Origin of the sequence: Pseudomonas sp. FDAARGOS_761 (genome assembly GCF_013343155.1) — a bacterium.
Lineage (GTDB): Bacteria > Pseudomonadota > Gammaproteobacteria > Pseudomonadales > Pseudomonadaceae > Pseudomonas > Pseudomonas aeruginosa.
In genome coordinates this window covers 1,096,299-1,113,018 of the sequence record NZ_CP054572.1, presented here as the reverse complement: position 1 = coordinate 1,113,018, position 16,720 = coordinate 1,096,299, and the positions used below count along the sequence as shown (strand labels likewise).

Below are 16,720 nucleotides of genomic sequence, written 5' to 3'. Positions count from 1 at the left end.
CGTGCCACACACGACGCGACGACTCAACCGGCCGTATGCCCAGGCATCGGCAGGATCGACTTGGGGAGAAGTCGAGAGCGACGAGTCCGAAGCCCTTTTAAACGGACACACTGCTGCTTATGAAAGACCATCTGATCGGAAGCGTCCCCGCACACCTGGTGGATGCCGCACGCCCGACCCTGACAGCCCACGAGGGCCTGGTCGCGGACTACAACATTGCCGCCTGGCTACATCTTCCGGATGCCTGCGACCTGCTGGTGTCACTGGTGGTCAGCTATCTGGATGGCGGGCGCCAGCGCGAAGTGGCGGTGGATCACGGACGAATCGACCGCCAGCAACGCATCCTGCTTTCCGGCATTGCCCGCCTACCCGTACGGCAGAAAGTGGAGAACATGCAGGTACGCCTGAAGTCGGCGACGGCCTTTTCCCGACTGGTCGTGGAGGAGTTCTTCGTACAAGCGGTGGAGCAGGAAAACAGGACCCAGCAGCTGTCCGAAGCTTGAGCCGGATCGCTCAGCCCTGGCGCACCTGATCGAGCAGGGGTTCGTCCCGCGCTTTCTCAGGCGACGGTTCGCTGACGCTACGCGCCGGCACCAGCGACTCCGGCCAACTGCTGAACTGCAGCCCGGTAATCCGGTTCAAACGCTCAAGCGCTGCCTGCTCATCCTTGTGATGCAAATGGACGACCTTGTTCGACATTGGGAGCATGAACGGGAACCTCGGCGGAACTACGGAGTGAAACGACTGTCACATGAGGGTTTGCCAGAAGCGTGCCAACAGCGCTTTCCCTGCGCTTGCTGGGATTCCTCCGGCAGAATGCAGCGCCTCATGCACATCGTTCGCCGCAAACTGACACTTTACGTCACCTTCGCTCCCGAGGTTCCGTCCGCCAGCCAGTGGGCCAGGCTTTCTCCGAACAGCGCCTCCTGCTCCACCTGCAAGCGTTCCATCGCCTGCTGGAACGGCGGATACCACGCCTCGTCCAGATTCGCAGGCATGCGCTCTCGGCTAGGCATGGGCCAGGGGCAGCGATTCAGCAAGCGATGCAGACTGTAGGCGCCAAGATCCCGGCACAGCACCCACTCGCCGCCGCCGGCGCGGCAGACGAACTGCTCCTTCTCGAGAAAGTCCAGCAGTTCCTCCCACTCATCCTCGGGCAACAGCCAACCCGCACGATGCAAGTGGGTCAGGCGTAGCGACTGTCCAAGCTGCTGGCGCTGGTGGAACACCCTCAGCACGCCGAGCAGAACGATCAGCTTGGGCAGCGAGCGCCGCCGCCAGAGACGGGAAGAAGAGAGATTGCAGACCAGCACCGCGCCGAACAGAACGATCATCCAGGAAAGATAGATCCACAGCAGGAAGATAGGCACGGTGGCGAAGGCACCGTAGATCAACTGGTAGCCGGGAAACAGGCTTACGTACAGCCCGAACAGGGTTTTCGCGGCTTCGAACAGTACCGCGGTGAACACGCCGCCCATCAGGGCATGGCGCACCGGGACCCGGGCGTTCGGGACCGCCGAATAGAGCAGGGTGAAGGCCGCCACGCTGAACGCCAGCGGCATCAGCCCTAGCAGCGTCTCCGCGCCCGGCAACGCGTCCGGGCCATGGAGCAGCGACAGCGAAGTGATGTAGGTGGACACGGCGAAGCCGGCCCCCAGCAACAATGGGCCCAGGCTGAGGATCGCCCAGTAGAGGAGGAACCGCCCGACACCCCGGCGTGGCTGGCGAACCCGCCAGATCTCGTTGAAGGCTTTCTCGATGGTCACCAGCATGGTGAAGGCGGTGACTGCCAGAAAGACCACCCCGACCCAGGTCAGGTGCCGGGCCTGGGTGGTGAAACTCTTCAGGTAGGTTTCCACCGCTTCTCCAGCGGAAGGCACGAAATTGCGAAAGATGAAAGTCTGGATCGACTCGCCCATGCCATGGAATGCCGGAATCAGCGAAAGCATGGAAAACATCACCGTCATCATCGGCACTACCGCGAACAACGTGGTGTAGGTCAGCGCCGCCGCGCTGTTGGGAGCCTTGTCGGTGACGAAGCGATGAGCGAGGAAGCGAGCGAACTCGACCCCATCGTTGAAATGTTCGCGCATGCCCTCTCCTTGAAGTCGCGCCGGTTCTTCGCCTCTCGGGGCGGTACTTCGCGCCGACGGGTTCAGTCCTGGTCGACGAGGCGGTTAGAATAGCCGTCACTTCACCGGCCATGCGACCCCTGACATGAGCGAACTGATCCTGTTGCACAATCCGCGCTGCTCGAAATCCCGCGCAGCGCTCGAACTGCTCGAAGCCCGCGGCCTGCAACCGCAAGTGGTGCGCTATCTGGAGACCCCGCCGAGCGCCGCCGAGCTGAAAGCGATCCTGGCCAAGCTCGGCATTCCCGCCCGCCAGTTGCTGCGGACCGGGGAGGACGAATACAAGGCCCTCGGCCTGGATGAGCCCAGTCTTGGCGAAGAGGCCATCATCGAGGCAATGGCCAAACATCCGAAGCTGATCGAGCGTCCGGTGCTGGTCGCGGGTGACAAGGCGGTGGTTGGCCGGCCTCCGGAAAGAGTCCTGGAGATCCTCGCTTGAGCAGTCCCTACATCCTGGTGCTGTACTACAGTCGCCATGGCGCTACCGCGGAAATGGCCCGGCAGATCGCCCGTGGTGTCGAACAAGGCGGCTTCGAGGCGCGCGTACGCACGGTTCCCGCGGTATCCACCGAATGCGAAGCGGTCGCCCCGGACATCCCCGCGGAGGGGGCGCTGTACGCAACCCTGGAGGACCTGAAGAACTGCGCAGGCCTGGCCCTCGGCAGCCCGACCCGCTTCGGCAACATGGCTTCCCCGCTGAAATACTTCCTCGACGGTACCAGCAGCCTGTGGCTGACCGGCGGCCTGGTCGGCAAGCCGGCAGCGGTCTTCACCTCCACCGCCAGCCTGCACGGCGGCCAGGAGACCACTCAGTTATCGATGCTGTTGCCGTTGCTGCACCACGGCATGCTGGTCCTGGGCATTCCCTACAGCGAACCCGCCCTGCTGGAAACCCGCGGCGGCGGCACGCCTTACGGCGCCAGCCACTTCGCCGGCGCCGATGGCAAGCGCAGCCTCGACGAGCACGAACTGACCCTGTGTCGCGCGCTGGGCAAACGCCTGGCGGAAACCGCCGGCAAGCTGGGGAGTTGAAATGGCCCGCAAGAACAAACCGCTGCCCGAAGTAGCGTGGCTGCAGCCGCGCCTGGCGCTCAGCCGCGCCATCAGCCTGGGAAGCTTCGTCGGCCTGGTCCTGCTCATCCTCATTCGCGACCTGATCTACGCGGACGCCCATGGTGCGGCGAGCTGGGTGCCCTGGCTGGTCCTCGCCTTCAAGCTGCTGCCGCTGCTGGTGGTGGCCCCCGGACTGCTCATGGGCAGCGCGCGCGGGCATGCCTGGGCCTGCTACGTGGTCAACCTGTATTTCATCCTCGGCGTACTCGCCGCCTTCGATCCCACGCAGCGCCTGTTCGGCTGGGCCGAAGTGCTACTCAGCGTGACCTTGTTCTGCGCCGCGCTGCTCTATACGCGCTGGCGATTCCAGTACGACCGAAGGGTCGCCGGGGAACGCTGATGGTAAGGCAGGAGCCCCTCCTGCCCTGCCTGCGCCGCTTTCCAGTGCCGACCGCCGGTAAGCCTGCGGACAGCCAGCGCTCCGGTATTGCCGGCGCATGGATGGAGAGACGGATAGAAGGCGGTCACTTCCTGCCGCAAGCGAAACCCAAGGACTGCGGCACGGCCATGCGGGAGTTCGCCGACGGACTGTCGACGCTTACCAGCCGAGGGTTTCCTTGAGGAAAGGAATGGTCAGCTTGCGCTGAGCCTGGAGCGAAGCGCGATCCAGTTGCTCCAGCAGATCGAACAGAGAGTTCATGCTGCGCGAACCGCGGTTGAGGATGAAACGACCGACTTCATCGGTCAGATGCAAGCCACGACGGGATGCCCGCAGTTGCAGGGCACGAAGCTTGTCCTCGTCGGAAAGACCGTGCAACTGGAAGATCAGCGCCATGGTGAGGCGGGACTTCAGGTCCGGCAGCTTGACCTGCAGCTCCCGGGGCGACTTCGATGCCGCCAGCAGCAGGCGCCGACCGGTATCGCGCAGTCGATTGAACAGGTGGAACAGCCCCTCTTCCCACTCTCGCTTGCCAACCAGCACATCCAGGTCGTCGATGCAGACCAGCTCGCACTGCTCGAGATCGTCGAAGATTTCCGGGCCGTACTGCACCAGATCTGCCATCGGCAGGTAGATGGTTCGCTCTTCGAACTGCTCGAAACGCAAGCAGGCCGCCTGCAACAGGTGGCTGCGACCGACGCCGTCGTGTCCCCAGAGGTAGATGAGGCTTTCCGCCCAGCCAGCCTCGGCTTCGCACAAACGCTCGACATATCCCAGTGCCGCGGCATTGGCACCGGGATAGTAGTTGGCGAAGGTGGCGTCGTCGCGCAGACGCACACTGAGGGGAAGCTGAATAGGTTTCATGCCAGGCTGGGCGGACAATCCGAAAACGCCGCAGGAGTCACCGTAAAGGCTGCAAAGTTTATACGCCTCGGCAAGGCCGCACAATGAGCAACTAGGCAAGCAAAATCAAAGGTTTGCCGATAGCCGAGGCTCCTTGCCCAGAGCATCGGCCGGTCGCGCGCCGGCCCGCTCCGTTGCATAGGAGCGGATCGGCGCGCCGACTCACTGCCAGCGGAAATTCAGTTGGGACGACGACGGCACCGCCGCGCTGGGCGCTGCGGGCTGGCCGGAGGCATCCAGCGGTACGCTGTCGGCCGGGATTTCCTGCAACTGCGCCAGGCCCAGCTGGGCACGTAATTGCTCGGGACTGGCCTTCACGGAATAGTCGAGGCGATCGCCCCGCACGCCTACCAGACGCGCGCCGAACGGATCGAGCAGGCGTTGCAACTCGGCATAGCGTGCCAGTGTCGCGCCCTGGACCTGGAGGGTCAGGCCGGTCGCCGCTCCCGGCGTGGCAACGAAACGAGTGGACAGGCGGTTGCCGACGGCCAGCATCACGCTGTCTGCCAACGCGTCGGGCGTAGCGCCTTCAGCCTGGCCTTGCTCCCGCGAATCGCCCATCCACAGCCGCCATTGCGCCTGCCATTTGCCGTCCGCCTCCTTGGCGTCCACTGCCAGCAAGGCATCGGCGGCATAACGCTCGGAGGCTGCGCGCAGGGCATCGGGTTGGGCGGCGGTGAGGTTCTCCGGGGTACCGACGATCTGTTCGTCGAGATCCGCCAGAGGCAGGCGCAACGGCAAGCCGCGGTTCTGCGCCGCACGCTTGAGCGGTTCGGCCGAGGCCTGGTTGTCACCGACCAGGGTGCTGCCATCGGCGCTTTCGTTCAGCCACCAGGCCAGCACCGCCGGGCGGTTGGCGCCCCAGCTCGGCAGGCCGGCGGCACGCAGCGCATTACCGGTGGCGGTTGGATCGAAATCGACCACCAGCGCCAGCGGCGGACCATTTTCGAAGGCGTACTGGCTGATCAGTTGCTGCGGATCCTTCAGGTACCCCGCCAATGCCGGGTTCTGCGGCGCCTGCGGATTGCCGGTCAGGCGCACCAGCAGGGTCTGCAGGGCTCGCACCAGTCCGGCATCGCGCTCCCCGGGCTGCTGCGACGAAACCGGCTCGTGGACCTGGTAGAGATTGGGGACCGTTGCCGCGAAGACGGGCAAGCCTAGCAGGGAAAAACAGAGAACGAAGAGTCGGGCTATGCGCATGGAGGGCTCTCGACGAACGGATGGGAACGGCGGCGACGAGCTGTGAGGGCCGCGCAAGTGGACCTATACCTTAAACAGCAGTCCGTCCAGCGGCAACCGAGATGGCCGCTGCGTGGCAAGCCTGATAAAATCGCGCGCCTTCAAAACCGGCAAACAGCGTTGCACGCCTGGGCGGCCGGCCGATCTCCGAATTACCCCTATAGGCCTGGATTTATGAGCAGCAAGCAACCCTCGTTGAGCTACAAGGACGCTGGTGTGGACATCGACGCCGGCGAAGCCCTGGTGGAACGCATCAAAGGCGTGGCCAAGCGCACCGCACGCCCGGAAGTGATGGGCGGCCTCGGCGGCTTCGGCGCCCTCTGCGAAATCCCGGCCGGCTACAAGCAGCCGGTGCTGGTATCCGGCACCGACGGGGTGGGCACCAAGCTGCGCCTGGCGCTCAACCTGAACAAGCACGACAGCATCGGCCAGGACCTGGTGGCGATGTGCGTCAACGACCTGGTGGTCTGCGGCGCCGAGCCGCTGTTCTTTCTCGACTACTACGCCACCGGCAAGCTCAACGTCGACGTCGCCGCCACCGTAGTCACCGGCATCGGTGCCGGTTGCGAACTGGCGGGCTGTTCCCTGGTCGGCGGCGAGACCGCCGAAATGCCCGGCATGTACGAAGGCGAAGACTATGACCTGGCCGGCTTCTGCGTCGGCGTCGTGGAAAAGGCCGAGATCATCGACGGCTCCAGGGTCCAGGCCGGCGACGCGCTTATCGCCCTGCCCTCCTCCGGCCCGCACTCCAACGGCTACTCCCTGATCCGCAAGATCATCGAGGTTTCCGGCGCCGACATCGAGCAGGTCCAACTCGACGGCAAGCCGCTGGCCGACCTGCTGATGGCGCCGACCCGCATCTACGTCAAGCCGCTGTTGCAACTGATCAAGCAGACCGGCGCGGTCAAGGCCATGGCTCACATTACCGGCGGCGGCCTGCTGGACAACATCCCGCGCGTCCTGCCGGACAACGCCCAGGCCGTGATCGATGTCGCCAGCTGGAACCGTCCGGCGGTATTCGACTGGCTGCAGGAACAGGGCAACGTCGACGAGACCGAGATGCATCGCGTACTCAACTGCGGCGTCGGCATGGTCATCTGCGTGGCCCAGAGCGACGCCGAGAAAGCCCTGGAAGTCCTGCGTGCCGCCGGCGAGCAACCCTGGCAGATCGGTCGCATCGAAACCTGCGGCGCGGACGCCGAGCGCGTGGTCCTGAACAATCTGAAAAACCACTGATGCCGAAACTCTGCAATGTCGTGGTGCTTATTTCCGGCTCCGGCAGCAACCTGCAGGCGCTGATCGACAGCCTCCGGGAGGGCGCCACGCCGGCCCGGATCCGCGCGGTGATCTCCAACCGCGCGGACGCCTATGGCCTGGAACGCGCGCGCCAGGCCGGCATCCAGACCGAGGTGCTCGATCACAAGGCCTATGCCGATCGCGAAAGCTTCGACCAGGCCCTGGCACAACGGATCGATGCCCATGAACCGCACCTGGTGATCCTTGCCGGGTTCATGCGCATCCTCAGCGCCGATTTCGTTCGCCATTACCAGGGGCGACTGCTGAATATCCATCCCTCGTTGCTGCCGCGCCACAAAGGGCTGCATACCCATCAACGCGCCCTCGAAGCCGGCGACCGCGAGCACGGTTGCAGCGTGCACTTCGTGACGGAGGAACTCGATGGGGGGCCACTGGTCGTACAGGCAGTAATCCCGGTAGAGTCGCAAGATACGCCGGAACGCCTGGCCAGACGGGTTCACGAGGAAGAACACCGGATCTACCCGCTGGCCATGCGCTGGTTCGCCGAGGGCCGCTTGCGCCTGGGCGAACAGGGCGCCCTGCTGGATGGCCAGGCCCTGCCTGCCACCGGCCATCAGATTCGCACCAAGGAGATTCGCAATGCGTAAAGCCATGCTGTTCCTGCTGACGCTGCTGACCCTGCCGGCCTATGCCTTCGAGCTGAAGCCGTTCACCGCCAGCTATACCGCCGACTGGAAACAGATGCCCATCAGCGGCAATGCCTCCCGCAGCCTGAAGGCTCTCGGCGACGGCCGCTGGCAACTGGACTTCGAGGCCTCCATGCTGCTGGCCAGTCTCAACGAAGTCAGCACCTTCAAGGTCGAGAACGACACCTTCCTGCCACAGACCTACCGCTTCGCCCGCCAAGGTCTGGGCAAAGGCAAGCAGATCGAACTGGACTTCGACTGGTCGCAGAAGCAGGTGCTCGGCAGCGACCGCGGCGATGCGGTGCGGCAACCCCTGAATCGCGGTCAACTGGACAAGTCCACCTATCAACTGGTCCTGCAGCATGACGTTGCCGACGGCAAGAAGAGCATGAGCTACCAGATCATCGAGGGCGAGGATGTCGATACCTACGACTTCCGGGTTCTCGGCGAGGAAAAGGTACGCACCCAGGCCGGCCTGATCAACGCGATCAAGGTCGAGCGCGTGCGTGATCCGGGCAAGAGCAACCGCAAGACCATCCTCTGGTTCGCCAAGGACTGGGACTACCTGCTGGTCCGCCTGTACCAGATGGAAACCGACGGCAAGGAATACCAGATCATGCTCAAGGAAGGCACCATCGACGGCAAGACCGTCACTGGCGAAAAGAGCTGACCCCCTCTCCCACGAAAAGCCGGGCCATTGCCCGGTTTTTTATTGCCCGCGGGTCAGCCGCAGGCCTGGTGCTCGCGGCAGATCAGCTCGGCATCGACAGCGCTCAACGGCTCCCCGGTTAGACCGCAGAAGGGCGAACCCGCACGCCGTTGATGGAACCGGCAGGACCGACAAAGGCCGAAACCAGGCACATCCTCCTGACGCTGGATGATGACCAGAAGATCACGCAACAAGCCTTGCAAGTGTTCGCCCTTCTCGCCCAGTGCCGTGACGGCCTGCTCGAGGAACTGCGGCGGAATCACCGCCTCGATCAGCGCGCGCCCCGCATCGGTCAGCCGCAGATGAACGCTGCGCCGATCCCGCGCATCCGGCAGCTTGCTGATCAGCCCCCGCCCTTCCAGCACCTTGAGCGATTGCGACACTGTGCCCTTGGTCAAGCCGAGGTATTCGGTCACGCCCAGCGGAGTATCCGAATAGCGATTACAACGCGCCAGGTAATGCAAGGCGCTCAACTGCACCGGCTGCAGCTCAGCCACCAGCGGCTGCTCGCGGGACCAGGCACGCATCAGGCTGGTCAGCCTTTCCAGGTAATCGTAAAGGGCGATGGCGGACATGGGATACCTCCTTGCCAATATAGTATCGACTAAAAACATGTTTGACAAAGAGGTCACCTCTTGTTTAGGCTGAAAAAGTATCGTATCGATACTAAATTCCTACAGGAGAATCAGCATGACCAAAGCCATCTACTACCACGCCGGCTGCGCAATCTGTGTCGAAGCCGAACGTTCCTTGCTGCCATTGCTCGATCGCAAGCAGGTGGACATCGAAGTGGTCCATCTCGCCGAACAATCGGCACGCATCGCCGAGGCGGAAAAGGCCGGGGTCAAGTCGGTTCCTGCCCTGGTTGTCGACGGACAGGTACTGCACCTTAACTTCGGTGCGGCGCTCAGCGATCTGAAATAAGGAGAACGGCCATGGAGGTGAAGATCTTCGACACCCATGTGCGAACCCGCGACGGCCGCTACCTGCACTTCGATGTCCTGGTCACGGAGGAGCTGGGGGCTCGCGCCGGCGAGTTCGCTCGACGCTGGCTCGCCGGAAGAGGCATAGACGAGGCCGATATCAGCCAGGGGCATTGCAGCTACTGCCATAGCGAGATTGCGACAGCAGAGGTTGCCGAAGCCATTCGGCTCCATGGCCATTACATCCTTCCCCTGGAAGGCTGTTGAGGCCAATGGACAGCTACCACCCGATCGCCTGCGATCTCCATGACTACCTGGAGATCGCCTGCCTCTACCGCTACCGGTTGCTCCTCGAACTCGAGGACGGTGTTCGCTTCGAAGCCGAGGCGCGCACGACGCATACCCGGGCCGTTCGGCCAGGCGGCGGCAAGGAGGAATACCTTGAGGTGGCCGTCGAAGGAGCGACTCTGCTGCTGCGCCTGGATCGCCTGTTGGCGATTAGCGCCCTCACGGAAGCGGCCTTGTTCGGCCGCATACGCCTGAGGGAAGAGGCCTGTTCCAGAGCATCCGGCATGCCATCTTCACACCTTGGAAACTGAAAAGGTTTTTCTCAATTCCAGGGCTATTTGATTAGCCTGCTATTGAAATAGGCTGGATTTGCCTTGATGCAGATCAACCCTGGAGCAGAAAAGATGAGTGTGACAGTGACCGAGCGTGACGATGACCACAAATCCCGCGAGCTGCGTGCGCTTGGCCGCCGCTGCTGGGACGTGCATCAGCAGGGACTGCTGGTTGGCGTCTTCCATAACGAGGATGACGCCCACGCCTATCGGATCAAGCTGGAGAAAGAAGAAGAACTGCGGCAGATAGGTGAATCGGCCTGAACCATGCGCCCCCGCGTACTTCGGGGGCGCACCTTTGGTCTCAGGTCCCGGAAAGGCTCCGGTCGAGGCTGACGACTCCCGGCGGCAGGCTATCTTCCTGTACCCGTTGCCGTGGGGCACGCAACATCGCCCGAACCAGAGCCACCAGCACGCCGAGCGCCAGCCCACCCAGGAGGCCCAAGGCCACCACCAGGGCCTTGCGTGGCTTGATCGGCCTCAGAGGCGTTGCAGCTTTCTGGTCGACCCGTACCAGTTCGATCTTAAGGTCACTTGCCCTCAAGGTCTGTAGACGCGCCTGCTCTCCACGCAGCTTGTCGATGTTTTCGAAGAAACGCTCCTCGCCCTTTCGAGCCTGCAGGTATTGCACTTCACGGTTGTTCTCCAGCTGCTTCAGCTCCTGCTGGATCTTCGCCACGCGGGGCTCGGTGAAGTCATCGCCCTTGCGCTTGAGCAAGGTATCGCGCTCGGCGGTCAAGGCATCGACACCCATGAAATACAGGGGAATCTGCTGGTTATTCACCTCGGTGCGGAAAACGCTGCGCGAGCCATCCTGCCCGACCTCTCCCAGTGCGCCCGGGGTCGTCGGCTTGACGATCCCCAGCCGCGTGGCGATCTGGATGGCTTCGTTGAGCTGCTGGATACGCGAGTCGCGCACCATCTTCAGCCGCCCGCGCAACGCCCTGAGCTCATCCTCCAAGCCAGCCCGCCGGATGCTGTCCGCTTCCAGCAACCGGGCGATCTTGCCTTCCTTGCTAGCCTGGTAACTGGCACGCTTGCCTTCGATATCCTGCTCGAGGAATTGCAGGCGACCGTCGATACGTGCCTGGAGGTCGTCCAGGATTCGCTGGCGCTCGTTCTCGATGGTCGACGCGAGCATGCCGTTGAGAATGGCGGCACCATCCATGCCCTGGGGATACTGCATGGACAAGCGGAAGAAAGGCGCCGCCTGGGGGTCCTTCTTCAAGTCCGTCTGCTGCATGCTGAAGGCATCCTGGTTGAACTTCCAGAAAGCCTGCTCGGGGGACAGACCCTCGGCGTTCAATTGCTGGAATAGCTCTGGATGGGCTTCGAAATACTCCAGCCTGCCGGAGTAGGCTGCCAGCTCGTTGCCGACGCGATCCAGCGCTTCCCGCGGAGTCAGGGCATAAAGCCCCTTGACATTGACAGCCTCCAGGGCCTTGGTCTGGATCGGCCGCAACAGGACATCCACCTGGTAGGTCGGAACGGCCAACAGCGCGTAGGCGAGCGCAGCGGCGGTCGCCAAGGCCGCGATCAGCGCTATCAGCCACTTCGACGCCCACAATTGCTGGAACAGCTGAACGATATCGATCTCCGAGGGCGAAGCCCCCGGAAGCTGTGAGGAAGGCATACCAACGTCCTTTTCGATAGGCGGCTAGCCCACAGATGCACGCAAAGGCAGCCGTAGGAGATTTCTGAGGAAAAGCATTATGCTATCGAAACGAAATCATCGGTAGTTATTTTAGAACTGCTTCGCATTCCAGAATTGGTAGTTGACCGGCATCCGTACCGGTCAAGCGACACTCCGGATGCGGACCTCACCACATGAGATCGTCGGGCACCACATAGTCCTTGTAGGGATCGTCTTCGTCCGGCTCCTGGCTCTGTACGTTGAGCAGCACCACCCGCCGCGGATCGCGCTCCTGGATCTTCACCGCCGCATCCCGGGGCACGATCTCGTAGCGTCCGTCATAGCTGACGATAGCCAGGCTGCCTCGGCTCAGCTTGTCGCGGATCAGGTCGTTGACCGCGATCCGCTTGACCTTCTTGGCGTCGACGAAATTGTAGTAGTCGTCGCTTTCCAGCTTGGGCAGGCGCGTCCCTTCGATAAGTTGCTTGATCTGCGCGGCCTTGGCCTTCTTCTCGGCTTTTTCCTGCTGCTGGCGGTTCAATTCCTGGTCGCGCGCCAGCTTTTCCGCCTTGGCCTGCTCCGCCGCCTGGCGCTGGGAGTCGTCCTTGTCGACCTGGTTCTTGTGCTCCAGGCGCTGCTGTTTCTGTTTCTGCTTGGTGGCCTGCTTGGCCTGTTTCTCATTGACCAGCCCGGCTTTCAGCAACTGGTCACGCAATGACATGCTCATTCGTCAACGACTCGCTCGCGTGGCACGCCCGGTGGGGTGCGGCATAATCTTCCAGCCGACTGGGGTTCAGCCGGCCCTCGCAGGGGGTATAATCCTCCAGCCTCAGCCGCCTCAACGCAAGTCTCGGCGGCTCGCAAACTGCCACGCATGCCCTGGAGACCCCTCCCTACCGTCCCGAGCACCCGCAGGCACTCCTCCCGGCCCCTGATATCGAAGGCATGGAAAGCAAGGCATGAGCGTTTCTCTCCTGGTAAAAGTCACTCTGGTGGGCCTGTTCGTCGCCAGCGTCCTGTTCGTCCATTTCCGTGGGCGCGCGCGCTTGCCCTTCCTGCGTCAACTGGTCAACCACTCCGCCTGGTTCGCCCCCTACAACTCGCTGATGTACCTGTTCTCCAGCGTCCCCTCGAAGCCCTATCTGGATCGCAGCCGTTTTCCGGAGCTGGACGAACTGAAGAACAATTGGCAAACCATCCGCGAAGAAGCCCTCAACCTGTTCGACGAGGGTTATATCCGGGCTGCCCTGAACAACAACGAAGCCGGCTTCGGCTCGTTCTTCAAGAAAGGCTGGAAGCGCTTCTACCTGACCTGGTACGACGGCCCGCTGCCCTCCGCCCAGCAGCTCTGCCCGAAGACCGTAGAGCTGGTGAGCCGCATCCCCAACGTCAAGGGCGCGATGTTCACCCTGCTTCCCGGCGGCAGCCACCTGAATCCGCACCGCGACCCCTTCGGCGGCTCACTGCGCTATCACCTCGGCCTGTCCACGCCGAATTCGGACAACTGCCGCATCTACGTCGACGGCCAGCCCTACGCGTGGCGTGATGGCGAAGACGTGATGTTCGACGAAACCTTCGTCCACTGGGTGAAGAACGAGACCGAGCAGACCCGGGTGATTCTCTTCTGCGATATCGAGCGGCCGCTCCGTTCCCGCCTGCTGACCCGGCTCAATCGCTGGATCAGCGGCATTCTCGGGCGTGCGACCGCACCGCAGAACGTCGAAGGCGAACGCGTCGGCAGCATCAACCAGGCCTACTCGGTCGCCATTCGCGGCGGCAATGCCATCGGCGCCCAGGTGAAGCGCTTCAAACGCGCCTACCCGAAGGCCTACCGAGTCCTCCGCCCGGTGCTGGCGGTGATCCTGCTGGTCATCCTCTATCGTTGGATCTTCGGCTGATTCAGATGCCGTGGCAGCCCGGCTGCCACGGTAATTTTCCCATTAACAGCCGGGCGCGCTCCTCTCCGCTTTCTTGGCCTCACCCCAGAGGCTGTCCAGTTCCTCCAGCGAACACTCTTCGGCTTTCCGGCCGGCTTCGCGCAGGTTCCGCTCGATGAACCGGAATCGCCGCTCGAACTTGCCGTTGGCCTGGCGCAGAGCAGCCTCCGGATCGACCTTGAGATGCCGGGCCAGGTTGACCACGACGAACAGCAGGTCGCCAACCTCCTCGCCCACGGCACCCTCGTCACCCTCTGCCATCGCCTCGAGGACTTCGTCCAGCTCCTCGCGAACCTTGTCCACCACAGGCAGCGCTTCCGGCCAGTCGAAACCGACCTGCGCCGCGCGCTTCTGCAGCTTCGCCGCCCGTGACAACGCCGGCAGGGCGACAGGAACGTCATCCAGCAGCGACAACTGCTGCGGCTCCTTGGCCTTGGCGGCACGCTCCTCGGCCTTCAGTTCTTCCCAGCGCTGCTTGACCGCCGCTTCGGCGAGCTTCGCCGCATCGGGCTTGCCATAGAGATCGCCATCGAGGAATACGTGGGGATGCCGACGGATCAGCTTGCGGGTGATGCCGTCCACCACCTCGTCGAAAGCGAAGCGATCCTCTTCGCGAGCCAACTGGCTGTAATAGACCACCTGGAACAGCAGGTCGCCCAGTTCCTCGCGCAATTGCGGGAAGTCCCCCTGCTCTATGGCGTCCGCTACTTCGTAGGCTTCTTCCAGGGTGTGCGGGACGATGGTCGCGTAGCTCTGCTGGAGATCCCAGGGGCAGCCGAATTCGGGATCGCGCAGGCGCGCCATGAGGTGGAGCAGGTCGTCGAGTCGGTACATGGGTATCTCGGGTCTTCAGTGAACGGTCCGGGCATTCTGCCCTTTCCGGAAACGAAAAGGCCACGGGCAGCCTGCGAGCGCCCGTTGCCTGTTTCCGCCTCGCCTCAAGGCGTACGGTTGCGCCGCGCCTCGATGATGTTGGGCAGTTGCGAAACGCGCGCCAGCAGGCGTCCAAGAGCGTCCAGACCGGGAATCTCGATGGTCAGTTGCATGGTCGCGGTGTTGTCTTCCTTGTTCGAACGGGTATTCACCGCCAGAACGTTGATCCGCTCATTGAGCAGCACCTGGGACACGTCGCGCAACAGGCCGGAACGATCATAGGCACGGATCGCGATATCCACCGGATAGGTGCGAACCGGCTCCGGCCCCCAGCTGACCTGGATCATCCGCTCCGGTTCGCGTCCCGCCAGTTGCAGCGCGGTGGCGCAATCCTGGCGGTGGATGGTGACCCCACGGCCCAGCGTGATGTAGCCGACGATGGGATCTCCCGGCAGCGGCTGGCAGCAGCCGGCCATCTGCGTCAGGAGGTTGCCGACACCCTGGATCTGCACGTCGCCGCGCTTGCCGTGGCCGATCTTGCTCGGCTTGCGCGGGATCAGTTCGAGTTGCTCGCTGTCGCGGTCCGGCTCGACCAGTTGCTGGGCATAGTTGACCAGGTGCGCCAAGCGCAGGTCGCCGGCGCCGAGAGCGGCGAACATATCCTCGGCGGTACGCACGTTGGCCTTCTCCGCCAGCCGGTCGAAATCCACCGGCGGCAGCGCCAGGCGCGACAGCTCGCGTTCGATCAGGGCCTTGCCGGCAGCGACGTTCTGGTCCCGCGCCTGTAGCTTGAACCAGTGGACGATCTTCGCCCGCGCCCGGGAGGTGGTGACGTAGCCCAGGTTGCTGTTCAGCCAGTCACGGCTCGGACCGCTGTGCTTGCCGGTGATGATCTCGACCTGCTCGCCGGTCTGCAGGCTGTAGTTCAGCGGCACGATGCGTCCGTTGATCTTCGCCCCGCGGCAGTTGTGCCCGACTTCAGTGTGGACCCGATAGGCGAAATCCAGCGGGGTCGCGCCCTTGGGCAGGTCGATGGCATGGCCGTCGGGAGTGAAGACGTAGACCCTGTCCGGCTCGATATCGACCCGCAGTTGCTCCGCCAGGCCACCGATGTCGCCCAGTTCCTCGTGCCATTCGAGCACCTGGCGCAGCCAGGAGATCTTTTCCTCGTAATGGTTGGAGCTGGCCTTGACGTCGGTCCCCTTGTAGCGCCAGTGCGCGCAGACTCCGAGCTCCGCCTCTTCGTGCATGGAGTGGGTACGGATCTGTACTTCCAGCACCTTCCCCTCGGGGCCGATCACTGCGGTGTGCAGCGAGCGATAGCCGTTTTCCTTGGGGTTGGCGATGTAGTCGTCGAATTCCTTGGGAATGTGCCGCCAGAGGGTATGCACGATGCCCAGCGCGGTGTAGCAGTCGCGCATCTCCGGAACGAGCACGCGCACGGCGCGAACGTCGTAGATCTGGCTGAAGTCCAGGCCCTTGCGCTGCATCTTGCGCCAGATCGAATAGATGTGTTTCGCCCGTCCGCTGAGATCGGCCTGTACGCCGGTGGCCGCGAGAGCTTCCTTCAACTGGCTCATCACGTTGGCGATGTACTGCTCGCGATCCAGCCGGCGCTCGTGCAGCAGCTTGGCGATCTGCTTGTACTGGTCGGGCTCGAGGTAACGGAAGGACAGGTCCTCCAGCTCCCACTTGATATGCCCGATGCCCAGGCGGTGGGCCAGCGGCGCGTAGATATCGAAGACTTCCCGGGCGACGCGGTGGCGCTTTTCCTCGTCGGCATTCTTCACCGCGCGAATGGCGCAGGTGCGCTCGGCCAGCTTGATCAGAGCGACGCGAACGTCGTCGACCATCGCCACCAGCATCTTGCGCAGGTTCTCCACCTGCGCCTGGGTACCCAGCACCATGGAATGGCGCGGATTGAGGCTGGCGCTGATTGCGGCCATGCGCAGCACGCCCTCGATCAGCTTGGCCACCACCGGCCCGAAATGCTTGTTGACCGCTTCCAGGGTGATCTTGCCTTCCCGCACGCCTCGATAGATGACCGCGGCGACCAGGGACTCCTGATCCAGCTTGAGGTCCGCGAGGATCTCGGCGATTTCCAGTCCGGTCTGGAAGCTGGACGTGCCTTCTGCCCAGGAGTTCTGTGCGGCGATCGCTCGCTGCTCGGATTCGCGAGCGAACTCGCAAGCCTCCAGCAAGCCCTGACGATCGAGCCCGGGGACGAGGTTCTGGACGTGGTCCAGCCAGGCCTCGAGGTTGATACTGCCGTCGGTGTTGACCGGCTGGTGCGCTCTCACCTGTACCATCTTGCCT

At 63.2% G+C, this 16,720-nt stretch carries 21 protein-coding genes; 12 read left to right on the top strand and 9 right to left on the bottom strand.

The window, feature by feature from the left end:
* Nucleotides 1-119 precede the first annotated feature (119 nt).
* Entirely contained in the window at nucleotides 120-503 is a 384-nt protein-coding gene (locus FOC67_RS05265) for a hypothetical protein (RefSeq protein WP_003102388.1), read from the top strand.
* Nucleotides 504-513: 10 nt separating this feature from the next.
* On the opposite strand, the gene FOC67_RS05260 is transcribed toward FOC67_RS05265, so the two are convergent.
* Both FOC67_RS05260 and FOC67_RS05255 read right to left on the bottom strand, forming a co-directional pair.
* Nucleotides 514-699: a hypothetical protein gene (locus tag FOC67_RS05260; protein ID WP_003112577.1), complete on the bottom strand. Its 186-nt coding sequence runs from the start codon at nucleotides 697-699 to the stop codon at nucleotides 514-516.
* A 158-nt stretch (nucleotides 700-857) separates the two neighbouring features.
* A complete protein-coding gene (locus FOC67_RS05255) occupies nucleotides 858-2,093 on the bottom strand; it encodes a YihY family inner membrane protein (protein ID WP_009315340.1) in 1,236 nt (411 codons plus the stop codon).
* A 124-nt stretch (nucleotides 2,094-2,217) separates the two neighbouring features.
* Here FOC67_RS05255 and arsC point away from each other — a divergent pair, with 124 nt between their 5' ends.
* The 3 genes from arsC to FOC67_RS05240 are packed head-to-tail and all read left to right on the top strand — an operon-like array spanning nucleotide 2,218 to nucleotide 3,585.
* Nucleotides 2,218-2,571: an arsenate reductase (glutaredoxin) gene (gene arsC / locus FOC67_RS05250; protein ID WP_003109944.1), complete on the top strand. Its 354-nt coding sequence runs from the start codon at nucleotides 2,218-2,220 to the stop codon at nucleotides 2,569-2,571.
* Nucleotides 2,568-3,164: an NAD(P)H:quinone oxidoreductase gene (wrbA, locus tag FOC67_RS05245; protein ID WP_003102394.1), complete on the top strand. Its 597-nt coding sequence runs from the start codon at nucleotides 2,568-2,570 to the stop codon at nucleotides 3,162-3,164. Before arsC ends, wrbA begins: the two co-directional genes overlap by 4 nt.
* 1 nt (nucleotide 3,165) lies before the next feature.
* Entirely contained in the window at nucleotides 3,166-3,585 is a 420-nt protein-coding gene (locus FOC67_RS05240) for a DUF2069 domain-containing protein (RefSeq protein ID WP_003086072.1), read from the top strand.
* 198 nt (nucleotides 3,586-3,783) lie between these two features.
* Here FOC67_RS05240 and hda read toward each other — a convergent pair whose 3' ends face one another.
* The gene (hda, locus tag FOC67_RS05235) at nucleotides 3,784-4,488 is read right to left on the bottom strand and encodes a DnaA regulatory inactivator Hda (protein WP_003102398.1); all 705 of its coding nucleotides are present in this window, start codon (nucleotides 4,486-4,488) and stop codon (nucleotides 3,784-3,786) included.
* A 201-nt stretch (nucleotides 4,489-4,689) separates the two neighbouring features.
* Complete coding sequence (locus tag FOC67_RS05230) at nucleotides 4,690-5,727, bottom strand: DUF2066 domain-containing protein (RefSeq protein ID WP_003123220.1); 1,038 nt, start codon at nucleotides 5,725-5,727, stop codon at nucleotides 4,690-4,692.
* Between the two features lie 213 nt (nucleotides 5,728-5,940).
* Here FOC67_RS05230 and purM point away from each other — a divergent pair, with 213 nt between their 5' ends.
* From purM to FOC67_RS05215, 3 genes are read left to right on the top strand one after another with little or no spacing between them, the layout of a single operon-like run.
* A complete protein-coding gene (gene purM / locus FOC67_RS05225) occupies nucleotides 5,941-7,002 on the top strand; it encodes a phosphoribosylformylglycinamidine cyclo-ligase (RefSeq protein WP_003109942.1) in 1,062 nt (353 codons plus the stop codon).
* Nucleotides 7,002-7,670 (top strand): phosphoribosylglycinamide formyltransferase, encoded by a 669-nt coding sequence (purN, locus tag FOC67_RS05220; RefSeq protein WP_003086063.1) that lies wholly within the window; start codon nucleotides 7,002-7,004, stop codon nucleotides 7,668-7,670. Before purM ends, purN begins: the two co-directional genes overlap by 1 nt.
* Nucleotides 7,663-8,379: a DUF3108 domain-containing protein gene (locus tag FOC67_RS05215; RefSeq protein WP_003086061.1), complete on the top strand. Its 717-nt coding sequence runs from the start codon at nucleotides 7,663-7,665 to the stop codon at nucleotides 8,377-8,379. The genes purN and FOC67_RS05215 overlap by 8 nt, the downstream gene beginning before the upstream one ends.
* Before the next feature lie 53 nt (nucleotides 8,380-8,432).
* Here the strand turns inward: FOC67_RS05215 and FOC67_RS05210 are convergent, their stop codons facing one another.
* Nucleotides 8,433-8,993, bottom strand: a complete 561-nt coding sequence (locus FOC67_RS05210) for a MarR family winged helix-turn-helix transcriptional regulator (RefSeq protein ID WP_009315339.1) — start codon at nucleotides 8,991-8,993, stop codon at nucleotides 8,433-8,435.
* Between the two features lie 115 nt (nucleotides 8,994-9,108).
* Between FOC67_RS05210 and FOC67_RS05205 the strand changes: the two genes are divergently transcribed.
* The 4 genes from FOC67_RS05205 to FOC67_RS05190 all read left to right on the top strand — a co-directional run bounded on the left by FOC67_RS05205 (nucleotide 9,109) and on the right by FOC67_RS05190 (nucleotide 10,225).
* A complete protein-coding gene (locus FOC67_RS05205) occupies nucleotides 9,109-9,342 on the top strand; it encodes a thioredoxin family protein (protein ID WP_003086058.1) in 234 nt (77 codons plus the stop codon).
* 11 nt (nucleotides 9,343-9,353) lie between these two features.
* A complete protein-coding gene (locus tag FOC67_RS05200) occupies nucleotides 9,354-9,608 on the top strand; it encodes a DUF2024 family protein (RefSeq protein WP_003086057.1) in 255 nt (84 codons plus the stop codon).
* Nucleotides 9,609-9,613: 5 nt separating this feature from the next.
* Nucleotides 9,614-9,940 (top strand): Rho-binding antiterminator, encoded by a 327-nt coding sequence (locus FOC67_RS05195; protein WP_009315338.1) that lies wholly within the window; start codon nucleotides 9,614-9,616, stop codon nucleotides 9,938-9,940.
* A 93-nt stretch (nucleotides 9,941-10,033) separates the two neighbouring features.
* Entirely contained in the window at nucleotides 10,034-10,225 is a 192-nt protein-coding gene (locus FOC67_RS05190; protein WP_003112587.1) for a hypothetical protein, read from the top strand.
* Nucleotides 10,226-10,265: 40 nt separating this feature from the next.
* Here the strand turns inward: FOC67_RS05190 and FOC67_RS05185 are convergent, their stop codons facing one another.
* Both FOC67_RS05185 and FOC67_RS05180 read right to left on the bottom strand, forming a co-directional pair.
* On the bottom strand, nucleotides 10,266-11,594 hold the full coding sequence (locus tag FOC67_RS05185) for a Wzz/FepE/Etk N-terminal domain-containing protein (RefSeq protein WP_009315337.1): 1,329 nt from the start codon (nucleotides 11,592-11,594) through the stop codon (nucleotides 10,266-10,268).
* 187 nt (nucleotides 11,595-11,781) lie between these two features.
* Complete coding sequence (locus tag FOC67_RS05180; RefSeq protein WP_003086049.1) at nucleotides 11,782-12,321, bottom strand: DUF2058 domain-containing protein; 540 nt, start codon at nucleotides 12,319-12,321, stop codon at nucleotides 11,782-11,784.
* A gap of 232 nt (nucleotides 12,322-12,553) precedes the next feature.
* Here FOC67_RS05180 and lpxO2 point away from each other — a divergent pair, with 232 nt between their 5' ends.
* Nucleotides 12,554-13,492, top strand: a complete 939-nt coding sequence (lpxO2, locus tag FOC67_RS05175) for a lipid A hydroxylase LpxO2 (RefSeq protein ID WP_003140793.1) — start codon at nucleotides 12,554-12,556, stop codon at nucleotides 13,490-13,492.
* 42 nt (nucleotides 13,493-13,534) lie between these two features.
* Here lpxO2 and mazG read toward each other — a convergent pair whose 3' ends face one another.
* Together mazG and relA are read right to left on the bottom strand one after the other, a co-directional pair.
* Nucleotides 13,535-14,365, bottom strand: a complete 831-nt coding sequence (mazG, locus tag FOC67_RS05170; protein ID WP_003086045.1) for a nucleoside triphosphate pyrophosphohydrolase — start codon at nucleotides 14,363-14,365, stop codon at nucleotides 13,535-13,537.
* A 104-nt stretch (nucleotides 14,366-14,469) separates the two neighbouring features.
* Nucleotides 14,470-16,713 carry a GTP diphosphokinase gene (gene relA, locus FOC67_RS05165; protein ID WP_003086042.1) on the bottom strand — a complete coding sequence of 748 codons (2,244 nt, stop codon included), beginning with the start codon at nucleotides 16,711-16,713 and terminating at the stop codon, nucleotides 14,470-14,472.
* Nucleotides 16,714-16,720 lie beyond the last annotated feature (7 nt).